Below are 14,154 nucleotides of genomic sequence, written 5' to 3' on the forward strand. Positions count from 1 at the left end.
CCCGCTGTGCGCGGGGGAAGTCCCGCCTCCGGCACGGTTCTCCATGATCAGCGCCACGCCTTGCACCATTTGAACGACTAATGCCCACGCCTGTGGATAACTTTCCGCACGTCTCCGCACCCCGCTGCATTCTGGCAATGGAACACAGCAGAGTCACGCACAGCGGAGTCACAGACACACAGACCGGGGGAAGCCGTGCATCCGATGTTGAAGCCCGCACTGCGCCGCGCTTGGCGGGGCGGGGACACCGTGCAATTCGGAGTGACACCCGCGCATGCGGTGAAGGTCGGCCCGATGGATATCGCGACGAGCTGTTTCATGGAACTGCTCGACGGCACCAGAGGCATGCCGCTGCTCCGCGAAGAGGCCAGGGCGATGGACTTGAGCGAGCGTCATGTGGACACCCTGGTGACGCGGTTGGTGGACGCCGGACTCGTGGACGACGTACGGGCGGGCGGTCCGGCGGCGGAAGCGCTGCGGGCCAGGTCCGACGTCCTGGAGCGTCACCGGCCCGACCTTGCCTCGCTCTCCGTCGTGCATCCCGAGCCCGGCGGCGGGATGCGCAGACTCGCGGCCCGCCGCTCGATGCGCGTGCAGGTCCGGGGCGCTGGCAGGGTCGGCGCGACCATCGCGGCGGTGCTCTCCGGAGCGGGGGTCGGCCGGGTGGAGGTCCTGGACGGCGGGTGTACGGAGCCGGGTGACGTGTCCCCGGGCGGGCTGCCCGCCTCCGCCGTCGGGGAGCGCAGGGACATGGCGGCCCGGCAACTGGTCCGGCGCTCCGCCCCCGGCCCGGGGCCACGGGCGCCCGGGGCGGCGGGCTGCGGTCCGGCCGGGCACGAGCCCGGGCTGTCGCTGATCGTGGTCGCCCCACGCGACGGGCTGTCGGCGTACGTCCCCGATCCGGGTACCGCCGAGCCGTGGATCTCCTCGGGCACACCTCATCTGTACGCGGGGGTGATGGAGGCCACCGGGTTCGTCGGGCCCCTGGTCCTGCCCGGCGGCACGGCCTGCGCCGGCTGCCTCCAGCTGCACCGGCGGGACCGGGACCCGCAGTGGCCGCGCATGCTGGCGCAGTGGCAGTCCGGGCGGCGCCGCGCCGCCCAGGCATGTGACCTGGGTCTTGCGACGGCGGCGGCAGGGCTCGCCGCGGCACACGCGCTGGCCTTCCTAGACGGCGAGCTGCCCGTGAGTACCGGTGCACGATGGGAGGCGGCGCTGCCGCTGTTGGACTGGAGGTCGGAACGGATCGGGGCGCACGTCGACTGTTCCTGTGGCGCCGCCGGTCACACTGAGGGGGTCCGCGCCTCCGGAGCCGGCACGGCGCACGACACAATGGCCGGGTAACCGCCGCACGCAGCGCGGCAGTCTGGGAATTGGAGGGGCATATGTCTGATCTTCCCCGGAAGGCGGTCACCCGTACCGCCAAGCTGGCCGCGCTGCCGTTGGGTTTCGCCGGCCGTGCCACCTGGGGGCTGGGCAAGCGCATCGGCGGGAAATCGGCGGAGCTGGTGGCCCGCGAGGTGCAGCAGCGCACCGCCGACCAGCTCTTCAAGGTCCTCGGTGAGCTGAAGGGCGGGGCGATGAAGCTCGGCCAGGCCCTGTCCGTCTTCGAGTCCGCACTGCCCGAGGAGGTCGCGGGGCCCTACCGCGCGGCGCTCACCAAACTCCAGGAGGCCGCGCCGCCCATGCCGAGCGGTACGGTGCACGCGGTCCTGGCCGAGCGGCTCGGCGAGGACTGGCGGGAGCTGTTCCTGACCTTCGACGACAGGCCGTCGGCCGCGGCGTCCATCGGCCAGGTGCACCGGGCGGTGTGGCACGACGGCCGGGACGTGGCCGTGAAGGTGCAGTACCCGGGCGCGGGCGAGGCACTGCTCTCGGACCTGACCCAGCTCAGCCGGTTCGCGCGGCTGCTGGGCCCGCTGGTTCCGGGCATGGACATCAAGCCGCTGATCATGGAGTTGCGCGACCGGGTGTCGGAGGAGCTGGACTACGAGCAGGAGGCGGGGTCCCAGCGGGCCCACGCGGAGGAGTTCGCGGACGATCCCGACGTGGTGGTTCCGGAGGTGGTCCACCAGTCGGCACAGGTGCTGGTCACCGAGTGGATGGACGGTGTCCCGCTGGCCGATGTGATCGCCGGCGGCACGGCCGGGCAGCGCGACCGGGCCGGCCAGCTGCTCGCGAGGTTCCTCTTCTCGGGCCCCGCGCGCACCGGCCTGCTCCACGCCGACCCGCATCCGGGCAACTTCCGGCTGCTGCCCCCGGACCCGGAGGCGGGCGCGTCGGGCGACGAGAGCGACGAGGGTGCGGACGCGGCCCGATGGCGGCTGGGGGTGCTGGACTTCGGGACGGTGGACCGGCTGCCGGGCGGGCTGCCGCAGACCATCGGGGACGCGTTGCGGCTGACGCTGGGGGGCGACGCGGACGCGGTCTACGAGATGCTGCGCGCTGAGGGGTTCGTCAAGGACTCGATCGACCTGGAGCCGGACGCGGTGCTGGACTACCTGCTGCCGATCATCGAACCGGCCGAGGTGGAGGAGTTCACGTTCAGCCGGAGCTGGATGCGTCATCAGGCGGCCCGGATAGCAGACCCGCGCTCCCCGGCCCACCAGTTGGGCAAGCAGTTGAACCTGCCGCCGTCCTACCTGCTGATACACCGGGTGACGCTGAGCACGATCGGGGTGCTGTGCCAGCTCGGCGCCACGGTCCGGCTCCGCGACGAACTCGAGTCCTGGCTACCGGGGTTCCTGCCGCCGGAGGACGTGGAGGACCAGGCGGACATGGAGGGTCAGGCGGACCAGGCGGACGCGGAGGTCCTGGATTCCGAGGGGCAGGGCCCGGAGCACGTGCCGCCGGCACCGAGGTCCGCCGAAACGGTGGACGCCGGCTAGCCGGGACGGGCAGGGCCGGGCGGGCCGGGACGGGCCGGGCGGACCTGGCCGAGCGAACCTGGCCGAGCGGGCCGGGACGGGCGAACCTGGCCGAGCGATCGGGGCCGGACGAACGGAGCAAGGCGGTCGGGCCCCCGCCCCGACCGACCCCGCCCCGCCCCCGACACGCCCCCGGGGCCGGTCCGTTGGACGGATCGGCCCCGGGGTGGGGTGCTGCTGCGCGGGTGGCGCCGGGAGGCGCGGTCCGCCGGGCGCAGAGAGCGGCTGCGTCCGGGCGGGGCCTCCGTGGCCGGCCGGGGCGCCTCAGTGCATGACGGCCATGGCCAGCGCGCGGCGGGCGCGCATCGAGGCGCGCTCGGCGCGGCGCTGCATCCGCCGGGCGGAGATCAGGCGCACGGCCTGACGCTCCGCGTCGGCTTCGCGCATGCGGTCGTGCATATGCGCACGAGCCAGGGCTTCTGGGATGAGTTGCATCTCGCGGGTCCTGTTCTGACGCGAGTCGTTCGCGCCGATGATGGTGACGTCTGGGGTCGCGGAGCCGGCGGGCTCGGATGTGGGGGTGGGGATGGTCATTGGAGCCTGGTTTCGGGGGTCGTGAGTGAGGGGACGGTCGATGGTTCCGATGCGCTTCAGGGGCTTGAGGGCCGGGAGCCCCAGGTCGGCGGTCACGCCGCGACCGGGTTCTTGCGCGGGCGGCCACGCGGCCGCTTCCGGGCGACGACGACGCCCTGGATGAAGAGCTCGCCGCCCCAGACACCCCACGGCTCGCGGCGCTCCTTGGCGCCGGCGAGGCACGCCTCGACAAGCGGACAGGTGCGGCAGAGGGACTTGGCGTACTCGACGTCGGCCGGCGACTCGGCGAAGAAGACCTCCGGGTCGTAGGCGCGACAGGGAACGGGTACGCCGAGGTTCTCGATGGCGTCGTCGAGCGCGGTGAGCGCGGTGAGGGGGGTCAAGGTGGAGTCCTCCGTGAGGCCGGGCGGGGAGATCGTGTCGGAAGGCGGTACGGACGGGGCGTGCGCTTCGAGTTGCACGGTGGTGGTGTCCTCGTCTGGTCGTTTCCGGCCTGTTGGCCGGGGGGCGGCTGGTACCAGGTCCTGCTTGTCCCGAGGCCCCTTCTCGTTGTCTCGCCCGTTGAGGCAAAACAAAAGGGCCGCGGATCCCGAGTGGGGTTCCGCGGCCCTGAAGGCGCCGGCCTGATGCTGGATCAGGCTGGATCACTCCAGGGTTCAGGCCCACGGAAGGCCCACATCGTGTGGTGGTGCATCGTCTGCTCGGTGACGCCGGCTTCCGCTCCCGCACCGACGGCCGCAAAGGCATAGGCCTGGGCCTGTCCCTTCGCTACTGCTGCTGCCGGTGCCTGGGTCGGTCGCTCATTGCGCTCCCGCACGGGAAGGCCGGCCAGGGACATCGGAATGACGGCGGAGACGCCGGACACACCGGTGGCGCGCAGGGAGGACTTCGGGGCACGGGCGAGAAGGCCGAGCGAGCAGGCGGAGACGACCGAGAGATCGGTCATTTTGTTGGTCTCGATGATGCTGATCACTTCAATCGCCTCCTCTCGGCGTCTCGGGGGACCGGCGGGCCGGTCCTGCGTATTCGGATAAGTACAGCACGGAGCCAGCGCTTCAGAGAAGCCGCTGTTTCCGTGGTTAAGAACCTATGGTGATGACTGGGGCGGGCGCAAACTATTTTTCCGACGAGTTTTTCTCACATCTCCCCGGGGGCTTCCGTCTCGCCCTCACACCCGTCCCCACCTGCGCAGATGTCCAGAACGGCAGCGCCGAAGCGGCCCAGCTTCCGCGCGCCGACCCCGGGGATCCCGGCCAGTTCTCCCTCGGTACCGGGCACCGCTTCCGCGATGGCCATCAGCGTCCGGTCGGTGAACACGCAGTAGGCGGGCTGGCCGATCTCCCGCGCCCGGGCCGCCCGCCAGTCGTGCAGCCGCTCGTACAACGCCTCGTCCATGTCGGACGGGCAGTCGTCGCAGCGCATCAGCTTCATCTCGCCGGCGTCCGTCAGGGTCTTGCCGCAGACCCGGCACCGGGCCGGCGTCCGGGGCTTCCGCCCGGCCGCCGCCGGCCGGCCCTCGCCGCCGGGGCCGACCGCGCCGCCCTCGCCGTTCCGGCCGCCGGGACCGACGGATACGCCGCCCGGGCCGGCCGCGGCCGCGCTCCGGCCGCCGGGGCCCGTGGAGCCGGGACGGAGCCCGTTCAGGAAGCGGGTCGGCCGGCGTCCGGGCCGGCCACCGGGCGACCGGGAGAGCGACCAGGACAGGGCGAGGTGGAAGCGGGCCCGGGTGACGCCGACGTACAGCAGCCGGCGTTCCTCCTCGATCTGCTCCGCCGTCTTGGCGTAGGTGATCGGCATCATGCCCTCGGTCAGCCCGACCAGGAACACCGCGTCCCACTCCAGGCCCTTCGCCGAGTGCAGCGAGGCCAGCGTGACGCCCTGGACCGTGGGTGCGTGCTGGGCGGCGGCCCGCTCGTCCAGCTCGGCGACCAGGTCGGAGAGCGTCGCCCCCGGGTGGGCCCGCTCGAAGTCCTCGGCGAGCCTGACGAGGGCGGCCAGGGACTCCCAGCGGTCGCGCACCGCGCCGGACCCGGCGGGCGGCTCGCTGCGCCAGCCCTTGGTGGAGAGCACCGCGCGCACCTCGGCGGGGAGGTCGTCCGCGTGGTCCAGGAGGGAGTCGTTGCCCCCCGCACGGGCCGCGCCGCGCAGGGCCACGCCCGCCTCACGGACCTCCGCGCGCTCGAAGAACCGCTCGGCACCCCGGAGCTGGTAGGGCACGCCCGCGTCCGCGAGTGCCTGCTCGTAGACCTCGGACTGCGCGTTGATCCGGTAGAGCACCGCGATCTCGCCGGCCGGGACGCCCGCCGCGATCAGGTCGCGGATGCGACGGGCGGTGCCCTCGGCCTCGGCGGGCTCGTCCGCGTACTCCACGAAGGCGGGCTCGGGGCCGCGCTCCCGCTGCGAGACCAGGTCCAGGCGGTGCTCGGCGGCCCGGCCGGTGGCCTGGGCGAGCAGCCCGTTGGCCAGGTGGACCACCTGTGGGGTGGAGCGGTAGTCGCGGACCAGCTTGACGACCGTCGCGCCGGGGTGGCGGGTGCGGAAGTTGAGCAGGTGGTCCGGGGTGGCCCCGGTGAACGAGTAGATCGTCTGGCCGGCGTCGCCGACGACGCAGAGGCTGTCCCGGTCGCCGAGCCAGAGGTCGAGCAGCCGCTGCTGGAGCGGGCTCACGTCCTGGTACTCGTCCACGACGAAGTGCTGGTACTGACGGCGGACGTGGGCGGCGATGTCGTGCCGGTCCTGGAGGATGCCGACGGTGAGGAGCAGCACGTCCTCGAAGTCGATCACCGTGCGCTCGCGCTTCAGCTCCTCGTAGGTCTCGTAGACCTTGGCGATCTCCGCCGGGTCGCGCGGGGCGTCGCGCTGGGCCTTGGCGACCACCGCCGGGTAGTCGGCGGGGACGGTCTGGGTGACCTTGGCCCACTCGATCTCGCTCGTGACGTCGCGCAGCTCGTTGCGGTCGAGCCGCAGGCTGCTGCGGGCCGCCGCCTCGGCCACCAGCTGGACCTTGCGCTCAAGGAGCCGGGGCAGCTCGCCACCGACTGCTTTCGGCCAGAAGTACTGGAGCTGGCGCAGGGCCGCGGAGTGGAACGTCCTCGCCTGCACCCCGCCCGCGCCCAGCTGGCGCAGGCGGCCGCGCATCTCGCCGGCCGCCCGGTTGGTGAACGTGACGGCCAGGACGCTCGCCGGCTGGAGTATCCCCGCGCGCACCCCGTAGGCGATGCGGTGGGTGATGGCCCGCGTCTTGCCCGTACCGGCTCCGGCCAGCACGCACACCGGGCCCCGCAGGGCCGTGGCCACCTCGCGCTGCTCGGGGTCGAGCCCGTCGAGAACGGCGTCCGCGGTGTCCGGGACCCGGGGGAAGAGGGTGGAGTGCGTTGCTGATGTCACCCCGCCATGCTGCCAGGTCGCCCGGGGCGCGTGCGGTGGTTGTCCACAGGGGTGAGGTATCCGTCGCACTAATGCGGGGCGGTTCCGCCCGCCCGTCCTGGCAAGGGCCCCGGGGCGGGAATGGCGGCCGGGTCGCATACGTTCACCTGGCGTGCGGCAACGCACGCCCCGGCCCGTGTGACGTACCAGACGCGTGGGCGGCCGTCCGGGCGTGACGGGATTTGCCGGTACCGAAGAGACAGAGGAGCGCGAAGCATGCCGGGCACTGTGACGATGTACAGCACCACCTGGTGCGGCTACTGCCGTCGGCTGAAGGGGCAGATGGACCGCGAGGGCATCGCCTACACCGAGATCAACATCGAGCAGGACCCGGAGTCGGCCGCCTTCGTCGAGAAGGCCAATGGCGGAAACCAGACGGTCCCGACCGTGCTGGTGGTTCCTGAGAACGGCGGCGAGGACGTCGTGATGACGAACCCGAGCCTGGCCCAGGTGAAGCAGGCCCTCGGGGCCTGATCCCCGGGACACCCCGCCCCCTCCGGTCGACGCACCGGTGGGGGCGGAGTCATGCCCGGGCCCGGTCAGGCGCCCGCGCGCACCGGCTTCGGGAGCGGCTTGCCGTACCAGAGCTCGATCAGCCGGGAGGCGATCGAGATGCCGAACGGGGGCAGGATCGCGCCCGACTCGAAGGCGGCGGTCAGCTCCTCGCGGGAGAACCAGCGCGCCTCCTCGATCTCCTCGCCGTCCACGTTGATGTCGAACGTCGAGGCGCGCGCCATGAAGCCCAGCATCAGGCTGGACGGGAACGGCCAGGGCTGGCTGGCGACGTACTCGACCTCGCCGACCGTGATGCCGGCCTCCTCGAAGACCTCGCGGGCCACGGACTGCTCGATCGACTCGCCCGGCTCCACGAACCCGGCGAGCGTGGAGAAGCGGCCCTCGGGCCAGTGCACCTGGCGGCCGAGCAGGGCGCGGTCCTGGTCGTCGGTGACGAGCATGATGACCGCCGGGTCGGTGCGCGGGTAGTGCTCGGCGCCGCACGCCGGGCAGCGGCGGATGTGGCCGGCCGCCGCGATCACCGTGCGCTCGCCGCACCGGGAGCAGAAGCGGTGCAGCCGCTGCCAGTTCTCCAGGGCCACCGCGTGCACCATCAGGGCGGCGTCACGCGGGCCGAGCAGCAGGCCCGCCTCGCGCAGCCCCGCCGGGCGGGCCGACTGGTCCATGCGGCCCGGCAGGGTGTCCTTCTGGAGGGCGAAGTAGCTGACGCCGTCCTCGTCGGTGCCGAGGAAATAGCGGTGCGTCTCGGTGACGGGGGCCTCGAAGGCGGGCGTCATCACGAGTTCGGTGCCGTCGTCGGTGTCGTCGATCAGCACCTGGCCTCCGGAAACGACGAAGACCCGGGTCGTCGGGTGGCTCCACGCAGCGGACAGCCACGCCTCGTCGAGGCGGTGGTGCGCCGCGCGGTCGATGCCGCTCGGCGCGGTCAGACCGATGGGCCGGTCTGCGGTGGCGTTGTCGAAGGTGCTCACAGGTGCTTCCTACTCCCCCGGGATGGATCGGGCGTTCAGAGAATTCAGCGGAGGGCGGCCGCCAGGTCGCTCCAGAGGTGGGCGGCGGTCTCGACGCCCTTGAACAGGAGGTCCAGCTCGACCTTCTCGTCGGGGGCGTGCCAGCCGTCGGACGGTACGGAGATGCCGAGGAAGAGGACCGGCGCGCCGAGCACGTCCTGGAGGTCGGCGGCGGGTCCCGAGCCCCCTTCGCGGGTGAAGAGGACCTTCCGGCCGAACGCCCGGCCCATGGCGCGGGCCACGGCCTGGAGCGCCGGGTGGTCCAAGGGCGTCAGGCAGGGCCGGGTGGCGGGGAGGAAGGTGATCCGGTGGCTGATCCCGGCCGGAACACGGGCCTCGGCCCAGGCTCGTACGACCTTCTCGATGTGCTCCGGGTCCTGGCCGGCCACCAGCCGGAAGCTGATCTTCACGCGGGCGGACGAGGGGATGATGGTCTTGCTTCCGGCGCCCTGGTAGCCGCCGCCGATGCCGTTGACCTCGGCGGTCGGGCGGGCCCAGATGCGCTCCAGCGTCGAATATCCGGTCTCTCCCGAGGCGGCCCGGGACTTGGCGGTGTGCAGCCAGTCGGCCTCGTCGAACGGCAGCTCGGCGAAGAGCGCACGCTCGGCCTCGGTGAGCTCGGCCACGCCGTCGTGGAAACCGGGGACGGCGACCTTTCCGTCCGCGTCGTGCAGCGCGGCGACGAGGCGGGCGATCTCGGTGGCCGGGTTGGGGACAGCGCCGCCGAAGGAGCCGGAGTGGATGTCCTGTCCGGGTCCGTGGAACTCGATCTCGCACTCGGTGAGGCCGCGCATACCGGTGCAGACGGTCGGCGTGGTCTCGTTCCACATGCCGGTGTCGGAGACGATCACGGCGTCGGCGGCGAGGCGGTCGGCATGGCGCTCGACCAGGTCGCGGAAGTGCGGGGAGCCGGACTCCTCCTCGCCCTCCACGATCAGTTTGAGGTGCACGGCGGGGGCGGTGCGACCGGTGGCGGCGAGGTGGGCCCGGACGCCGAGGGTGTGGAAGAACACCTGCCCCTTGTCGTCGGCCGCGCCGCGTCCGTACATCCGGCCGTCGCGGATCACCGGCTCGAACGGCTCGCTGCTCCAGCCGTCCTCGCGGGCGGCGGGCTGGACGTCGTGGTGTCCGTACACCAGGATCGTGGGCGCCGCCGGGTCGTCGGAGGGCCACTCGGCGAAGACGGCGGGTGCGCCGTCCGTCTCCCAGACCTCGGTGACCGGGAATCCGGTCTCCTTCAGCTTGGCCGACAGCCACTCGGCGCTGCGCCGTACATCGCCCTCGTGCTCCGGCTGAGCGGATACGGAGGGGATGCGCAGCCACTCGGCGAGATCGTCGAGGAAGGCCGCGCGGTGCTGCTCGGTGTACGTGCGGACGGCGCTGTCCGGGGTGTCGCTCATGACCTTCAGCCTATCCGTCCGCCGGAGGTGGCTCGTCCAGGAGGATGCGCTCCAGCTCCCGGCGGCCCGGCAGCGAGGCCGGGCGTACGGCCTCGCCGGTGCGGACGAAGAGGAAGGTGGCCGTGACGTCGGTGAGCGGGAGCCCGTGCAGCTCGGCCCAGGCCAGCCGGTAGACGGCGAGCTGGAGCGGGTCGGCGGTGTGGGCGCGGCCGGTCTTCCAGTCCACGATCTCGTACGTGTCCCCCGTGCGGTACACGGCGTCGATACGGCCGCGGATGACCCGGCCGGCCAGGGTGATCTGGAACGGCGTCTCCACCCGGTACGGGGTGCGGCGGGCGTACGGGGTCCGCTCGAAGGCTTCCTTCAGGTCGGCGAGGTCGCGCTCGTCGGCGATGTCGGTGTCGCCGTCGTCGCCGCCGGGCAGCTCGTCGGGGCCGAGCATGGGCAGCGGCAGCTCCTCGAACCGGGACTCCACCCAGGCGTGGAAGCGGGTACCCCGGCGGGCGGCGGGCTGCGGCGGGCGGGGCATGGGCCGGGCCAGCTCCCGGGCGAAGGCGTCCGGGTCGTCGGCGAGGCGCAGCAGCTGGGTGGCGGAGAGCGAGGCGGGGACGAGGACGTCGCGCACGGTGGCGCGGGCCCGGCGCAGCTCCCCGGCCAGCGCGTCGAGGTCCCGGTCCCAGGAGGCGAGGGTGCGCGTCTCCTCGGGGGTGAGACGGGCGGGCGTGCGGGGGGCCGGGACCTCCGGCGCGTCGGCCGGTACGTCCGGGGGCTCCGGCCGGGACAGCAGCTCCAGCACCGTGTCCGCGGCGGCCCGGCGGCGGGCCAGGGCGGTGTCGTCCAGCGGGAGCGGCCAGGCGTGGTCGGCGGACGCCGCGGCCAGGGCCGGATTCTCGTCGGTCTCCTCCGGGGCGCCCGCCCACACCTCGATCTCGCCGTACCCGGCGGCGCAGTGCTCGTACAGCGCGTGCAGGAAGGCGGACGGGCCGCGCGGCTTCTTCTGGGTGGGGCCCCACCAGTGGCCGGAGCCGAGCAGCAGGGTGCGCGGGCGCGTGAAGGTGACGTAGCCGAGGCGCAGCTCCTCCGTGTGCTGGTGCTCCTTCATCTCCTCCTTGAAGCCCTTGAGCCCCTTGGCGTCGTAGCTGTGGAGGGCGGGCAGGGTGGCGGTGTCGCCGCGCAGGGCGTGCGGGAGGACCTTGGCCTGGGAGGTCCAGGCGTCCCGCGACTGGCCGCTGGGGAACTGGCCGGTGACCAGTCCGGGCACGGCGACGACATCCCACTCCAGGCCCTTGGACTTGTGGGCGGTGAGGACCTTGACGGTGTTCTCGCCGCCGGGCAGCGCGTTGTCCAGGCCCTTCTCGTACTGGACGGCGGTGTGCAGGAAGCCGAGGAAGGCGAGCAGGGTGGCCTCGCCGTCGACGGCGGCGAAGCGGGCGGCGACGTCGAGGAAGTTGCCCAGGGTCTCGCGGCGGCGGGCGGCCAGGGCCTGCGGGGACGCGGAGAGCTCGACCTCCAGGCCGGTGGTGGTGAGGACCCGGTGCAGGACGTCCATCAGGGGGTCGGCGAGCGAGCGGCGCAGGTCGCGCAGTTCGGCGGCGAGGCGGGCGAAGCGGATCCGGGCCTCGGCGGAGAACGGAAGCCGGTCGTCCTCCTCGCCGCCCGCGTCCAGGAAGGTGTCGAGGGCGTCGGCGAGGGAGATCACCTCGGCCGGGTCGATCCCCTCGACGGCCTCGGCGAGCCTGCGGTCCGGGTCGTAGTCCTCGTCGCTGTGGGTGGCGCGGTGGACGAGGAGGCGGGCCCGGCGGCCGAGCAGGGCCAGGTCGCGGGGGCCGATCCGCCAGCGGGGGCCGGTGAGCAGGCGGACGAGGGAGGCGTTGGCGCCCGGGTCCTGGAGGACGTCGCAGACGGCGACCAGGTCCGCGACCTCGGGGAGGTGGAGCAGTCCGGAGAGGCCGACGACCTCGACCGGGATGTCGCGGGCGACCAGCGCGGCCTGGATCTCCGGGAAGTCGCCGGCGGTGCGGCACAGCACGGCGATCTCGCCGGGCGCCTTGCCGGTGCGCACGAGGTGGGCGATGGAGTCCGCGAGCCAGGCGGTCTCCTCGGTGTGCGTGGGCAGCAGGGCGCAGCGGACGAGCCCGTCGCGCTCGGCGCCGGGGGCGGGGCGCAGCGCCTCGACGCCCTCGTGCATGGCGCGCAGGGGCGCGGCGAGCCCGTTGGCGAGGTGGAGGAGGCGGCCGCCGCTGCGGCGGTTCTCGCTGAGGGCGTAGCGGGTCGCGGGGGTGCCGTCGGCGTGCGGGAAGTGGCTCGGGAAGTCGTCCAGGTTGGCGACGGAGGCGCCGCGCCAGCCGTAGATGGCCTGGCAGGGGTCGCCGACGGCGGTGACGGCGTGCCCGGTCGGCTCGCCGGTGCCGGGGCCGCTGCCGAAGAGGGCGGAGAGCAGGAGGCGCTGGGCGACGGAGGTGTCCTGGTATTCGTCGAGCAGGACGACCCGGTACTCGTCGCGGAGGATCGCGCCGACCTCGGGGCGGGTGAGGGCCAGCTCGGCGGAGAGGGCGATCTGGTCGCCGAAGTCGAGGAGGTCGCGGCTCCGCTTCGCCTCGCGGTAGCGCCGGGTCAGCGCGAGCAGTTCGCGGCGGGCCTCGGCGGTCGCGGGGATCTTGCGCAGCTCCTCGTTGCTGAGCTTCGCGGTCTCCAGCGCGGACAGCACTTCGGTGTCGTACGCGTCGAGCTGTTCGGGGCGTACGAGGTGTTCGGCCAGCTCGGCGTCGAGGGCCAGCAGGTCGCTGACGAGGGTGGGGAAGGACCTGGTCAGGGCCGGGTAGGGGCCGGGGGCCTCGCGGAGCACGCGGGCGGCGAGCTGGTAGCGGGTGGCGTCGGCGAGGAGGCGGGTGCCCGGTTCGAGGCCGATGCGCAGTCCGTGCTCGGTCAGCAGCCGCCCGGCGAAGGCGTGGTACGTGGAGATGCCCGGTTCGCCCGGGGGGTTGTCCGGGTCGATCACGTCCGGGTCGGTGATCCCTGCGGCGACGAGGGCCTTGCGTACGCGCTCGGCGAGCTCACCGGCCGCCTTGTTGGTGAAGGTGAGCCCGAGGACCTGCTCGGGGGCGACCTGGCCGGTGCCGACCAGCCAGACCACGCGGGCGGCCATCACCGTGGTCTTCCCCGACCCGGCTCCGGCCACGATCACCTGCGGGGCGGGCGGCGCGGTGATGCAGGCCGTCTGCTCCGGGGTGAAGGGGATGCCCAGCAGCTCCTTGAGCTGCTCGGGATCGGTGAGGCGCGGGGACACTCCACAGAGGCTAACCGGCGCCACCGACAACGCACGAAGTCGCGGAACCGCCCCCGCTCCCGCCTCCCGGTGGCGCTCATCACACCCGGGCGGGACTAAATTGTCCGCTTGTCGCACCAACAGCCTTACGAGGACGGTCATATGAGCGCCGACGCACCCGCCCCTGACGCCACCGAGCTGAGGAAGCGCATCGACACGACGAAGGCGCACCCGGCACGGGTCTATGACGTCTTCCTCGGCGGCAAGGACAACTACCCGGCCGACCGCGAGGCCGCGGCCATGGCGCTGGCCGCGAATCCGCGCGGCTACCTCACCGTGCGGCACAACCGGGACTTCATGCGGCGGGCGGTGACCCTCGCCGCGAACGACGGCATCCGGCAGTTCCTGGACGTCGGCACCGGGCTGCCGACCCAGCAGAACGTGCACCAGATCGCGCAGGGCATCGCGCCCGAGTCGCGCGTGGTCTACGTGGACAACGACCCGGTGGTCCTCGTCCACGCGCAGGCTCTGCTCACCAGCGGGCCCGGGGGCCGCACCGACTACATCGAGGCGGACCTGCGCGACCCCGGCCGGATCCTGGCGGCCGCCCGCCGCACGCTGGACCTCGGCCGCCCGGTGGCCCTGGTCCTCGCGGCCGTGACCCACTTCATCGAGGACGAGACGGCCTACCCGGTGGTGAAGCAGCTGGTGGACGCGCTGGCCCCCGGCAGCGTTCTCGTCCTGAGCAATGTCAGCTCCGATCTCAACCCGGAGCAGGTCGGCAGCATCACCAAGGGGTTCAAGGAGCGCGGCTTCGCCATGGTGCGCCGGTCGTACGCCCAGATGGAACGGTTCGTCACCGACAACGGCCTGGAACTGCTCGAACCCGGCATCGTCCCGGTGCACCGCTGGCGCCCCGAGCGGGTCGTGGACCTGCCGGAGGCCGAGGACCCGGACCCCGAGTTCGTGGCGGGCCTGGACGAGCTGGACCGTACGCGCTACCAGGACATCAACGACGTCACCGACGCCGACGTCAGCGTCTACGGCCTGGTGGCCCGCAAGCACTGATCCCCGGG

At 72.9% G+C, this 14,154-nt stretch carries 11 protein-coding genes; 4 read left to right on the plus strand and 7 right to left on the minus strand.

The window, feature by feature from the left end; translation table 11 throughout:
• The first annotated feature begins 195 nt into the window (after window positions 1-195).
• Window positions 196-1,344, plus strand: coding sequence for a ThiF family adenylyltransferase (locus tag ABZ565_RS26315; RefSeq protein WP_361031681.1), 1,149 nt, complete (start codon window positions 196-198; stop codon window positions 1,342-1,344).
• A 41-nt stretch (window positions 1,345-1,385) separates the two neighbouring features.
• Window positions 1,386-2,888, plus strand: a complete 1,503-nt coding sequence (locus tag ABZ565_RS26320) for an AarF/ABC1/UbiB kinase family protein (RefSeq protein WP_361031684.1) — start codon at window positions 1,386-1,388, stop codon at window positions 2,886-2,888.
• Window positions 2,889-3,191: 303 nt separating this feature from the next.
• Here the strand turns inward: ABZ565_RS26320 and ABZ565_RS26325 are convergent, their stop codons facing one another.
• The 4 genes from ABZ565_RS26325 to ABZ565_RS26340 all read right to left on the minus strand — a co-directional run bounded on the left by ABZ565_RS26325 (window position 3,192) and on the right by ABZ565_RS26340 (window position 6,848).
• Window positions 3,192-3,521, minus strand: coding sequence for a hypothetical protein (locus tag ABZ565_RS26325; RefSeq protein WP_361031847.1), 330 nt, complete (start codon window positions 3,519-3,521; stop codon window positions 3,192-3,194).
• A 32-nt stretch (window positions 3,522-3,553) separates the two neighbouring features.
• On the minus strand, window positions 3,554-3,922 hold the full coding sequence (locus tag ABZ565_RS26330) for a WhiB family transcriptional regulator (RefSeq protein WP_018105532.1): 369 nt from the start codon (window positions 3,920-3,922) through the stop codon (window positions 3,554-3,556).
• A 173-nt stretch (window positions 3,923-4,095) separates the two neighbouring features.
• Window positions 4,096-4,434 (minus strand): hypothetical protein, encoded by a 339-nt coding sequence (locus tag ABZ565_RS26335; RefSeq protein WP_361031687.1) that lies wholly within the window; start codon window positions 4,432-4,434, stop codon window positions 4,096-4,098.
• A 164-nt stretch (window positions 4,435-4,598) separates the two neighbouring features.
• Window positions 4,599-6,848 carry an ATP-dependent DNA helicase UvrD2 gene (locus ABZ565_RS26340; protein WP_361031690.1) on the minus strand — a complete coding sequence of 750 codons (2,250 nt, stop codon included), beginning with the start codon at window positions 6,846-6,848 and terminating at the stop codon, window positions 4,599-4,601.
• Window positions 6,849-7,103: 255 nt separating this feature from the next.
• On the opposite strand from ABZ565_RS26340, the gene ABZ565_RS26345 reads away from it, so the two are divergent.
• Window positions 7,104-7,361: a glutaredoxin domain-containing protein gene (locus ABZ565_RS26345; protein ID WP_143622272.1), complete on the plus strand. Its 258-nt coding sequence runs from the start codon at window positions 7,104-7,106 to the stop codon at window positions 7,359-7,361.
• Window positions 7,362-7,426: 65 nt separating this feature from the next.
• Here the strand turns inward: ABZ565_RS26345 and nudC are convergent, their stop codons facing one another.
• From nudC to ABZ565_RS26360, 3 genes are read right to left on the minus strand one after another with little or no spacing between them, the layout of a single operon-like run.
• Entirely contained in the window at window positions 7,427-8,374 is a 948-nt protein-coding gene (gene nudC / locus ABZ565_RS26350) for an NAD(+) diphosphatase (RefSeq protein WP_361031694.1), read from the minus strand.
• A gap of 44 nt (window positions 8,375-8,418) precedes the next feature.
• The gene (locus ABZ565_RS26355; RefSeq protein WP_361031697.1) at window positions 8,419-9,813 is read right to left on the minus strand and encodes a dipeptidase; all 1,395 of its coding nucleotides are present in this window, start codon (window positions 9,811-9,813) and stop codon (window positions 8,419-8,421) included.
• Window positions 9,814-9,823: 10 nt separating this feature from the next.
• Window positions 9,824-13,099, minus strand: a complete 3,276-nt coding sequence (locus ABZ565_RS26360) for an ATP-dependent DNA helicase (RefSeq protein WP_361031700.1) — start codon at window positions 13,097-13,099, stop codon at window positions 9,824-9,826.
• A gap of 141 nt (window positions 13,100-13,240) precedes the next feature.
• Here ABZ565_RS26360 and ABZ565_RS26365 point away from each other — a divergent pair, with 141 nt between their 5' ends.
• Entirely contained in the window at window positions 13,241-14,146 is a 906-nt protein-coding gene (locus ABZ565_RS26365; RefSeq protein WP_361031703.1) for an SAM-dependent methyltransferase, read from the plus strand.
• Window positions 14,147-14,154: the final 8 nt, after the last annotated feature.

Origin of the sequence: Streptomyces sp. NPDC016469 (genome assembly GCF_040632905.1) — a bacterium.
Lineage (GTDB): Bacteria > Actinomycetota > Actinomycetes > Streptomycetales > Streptomycetaceae > Streptomyces.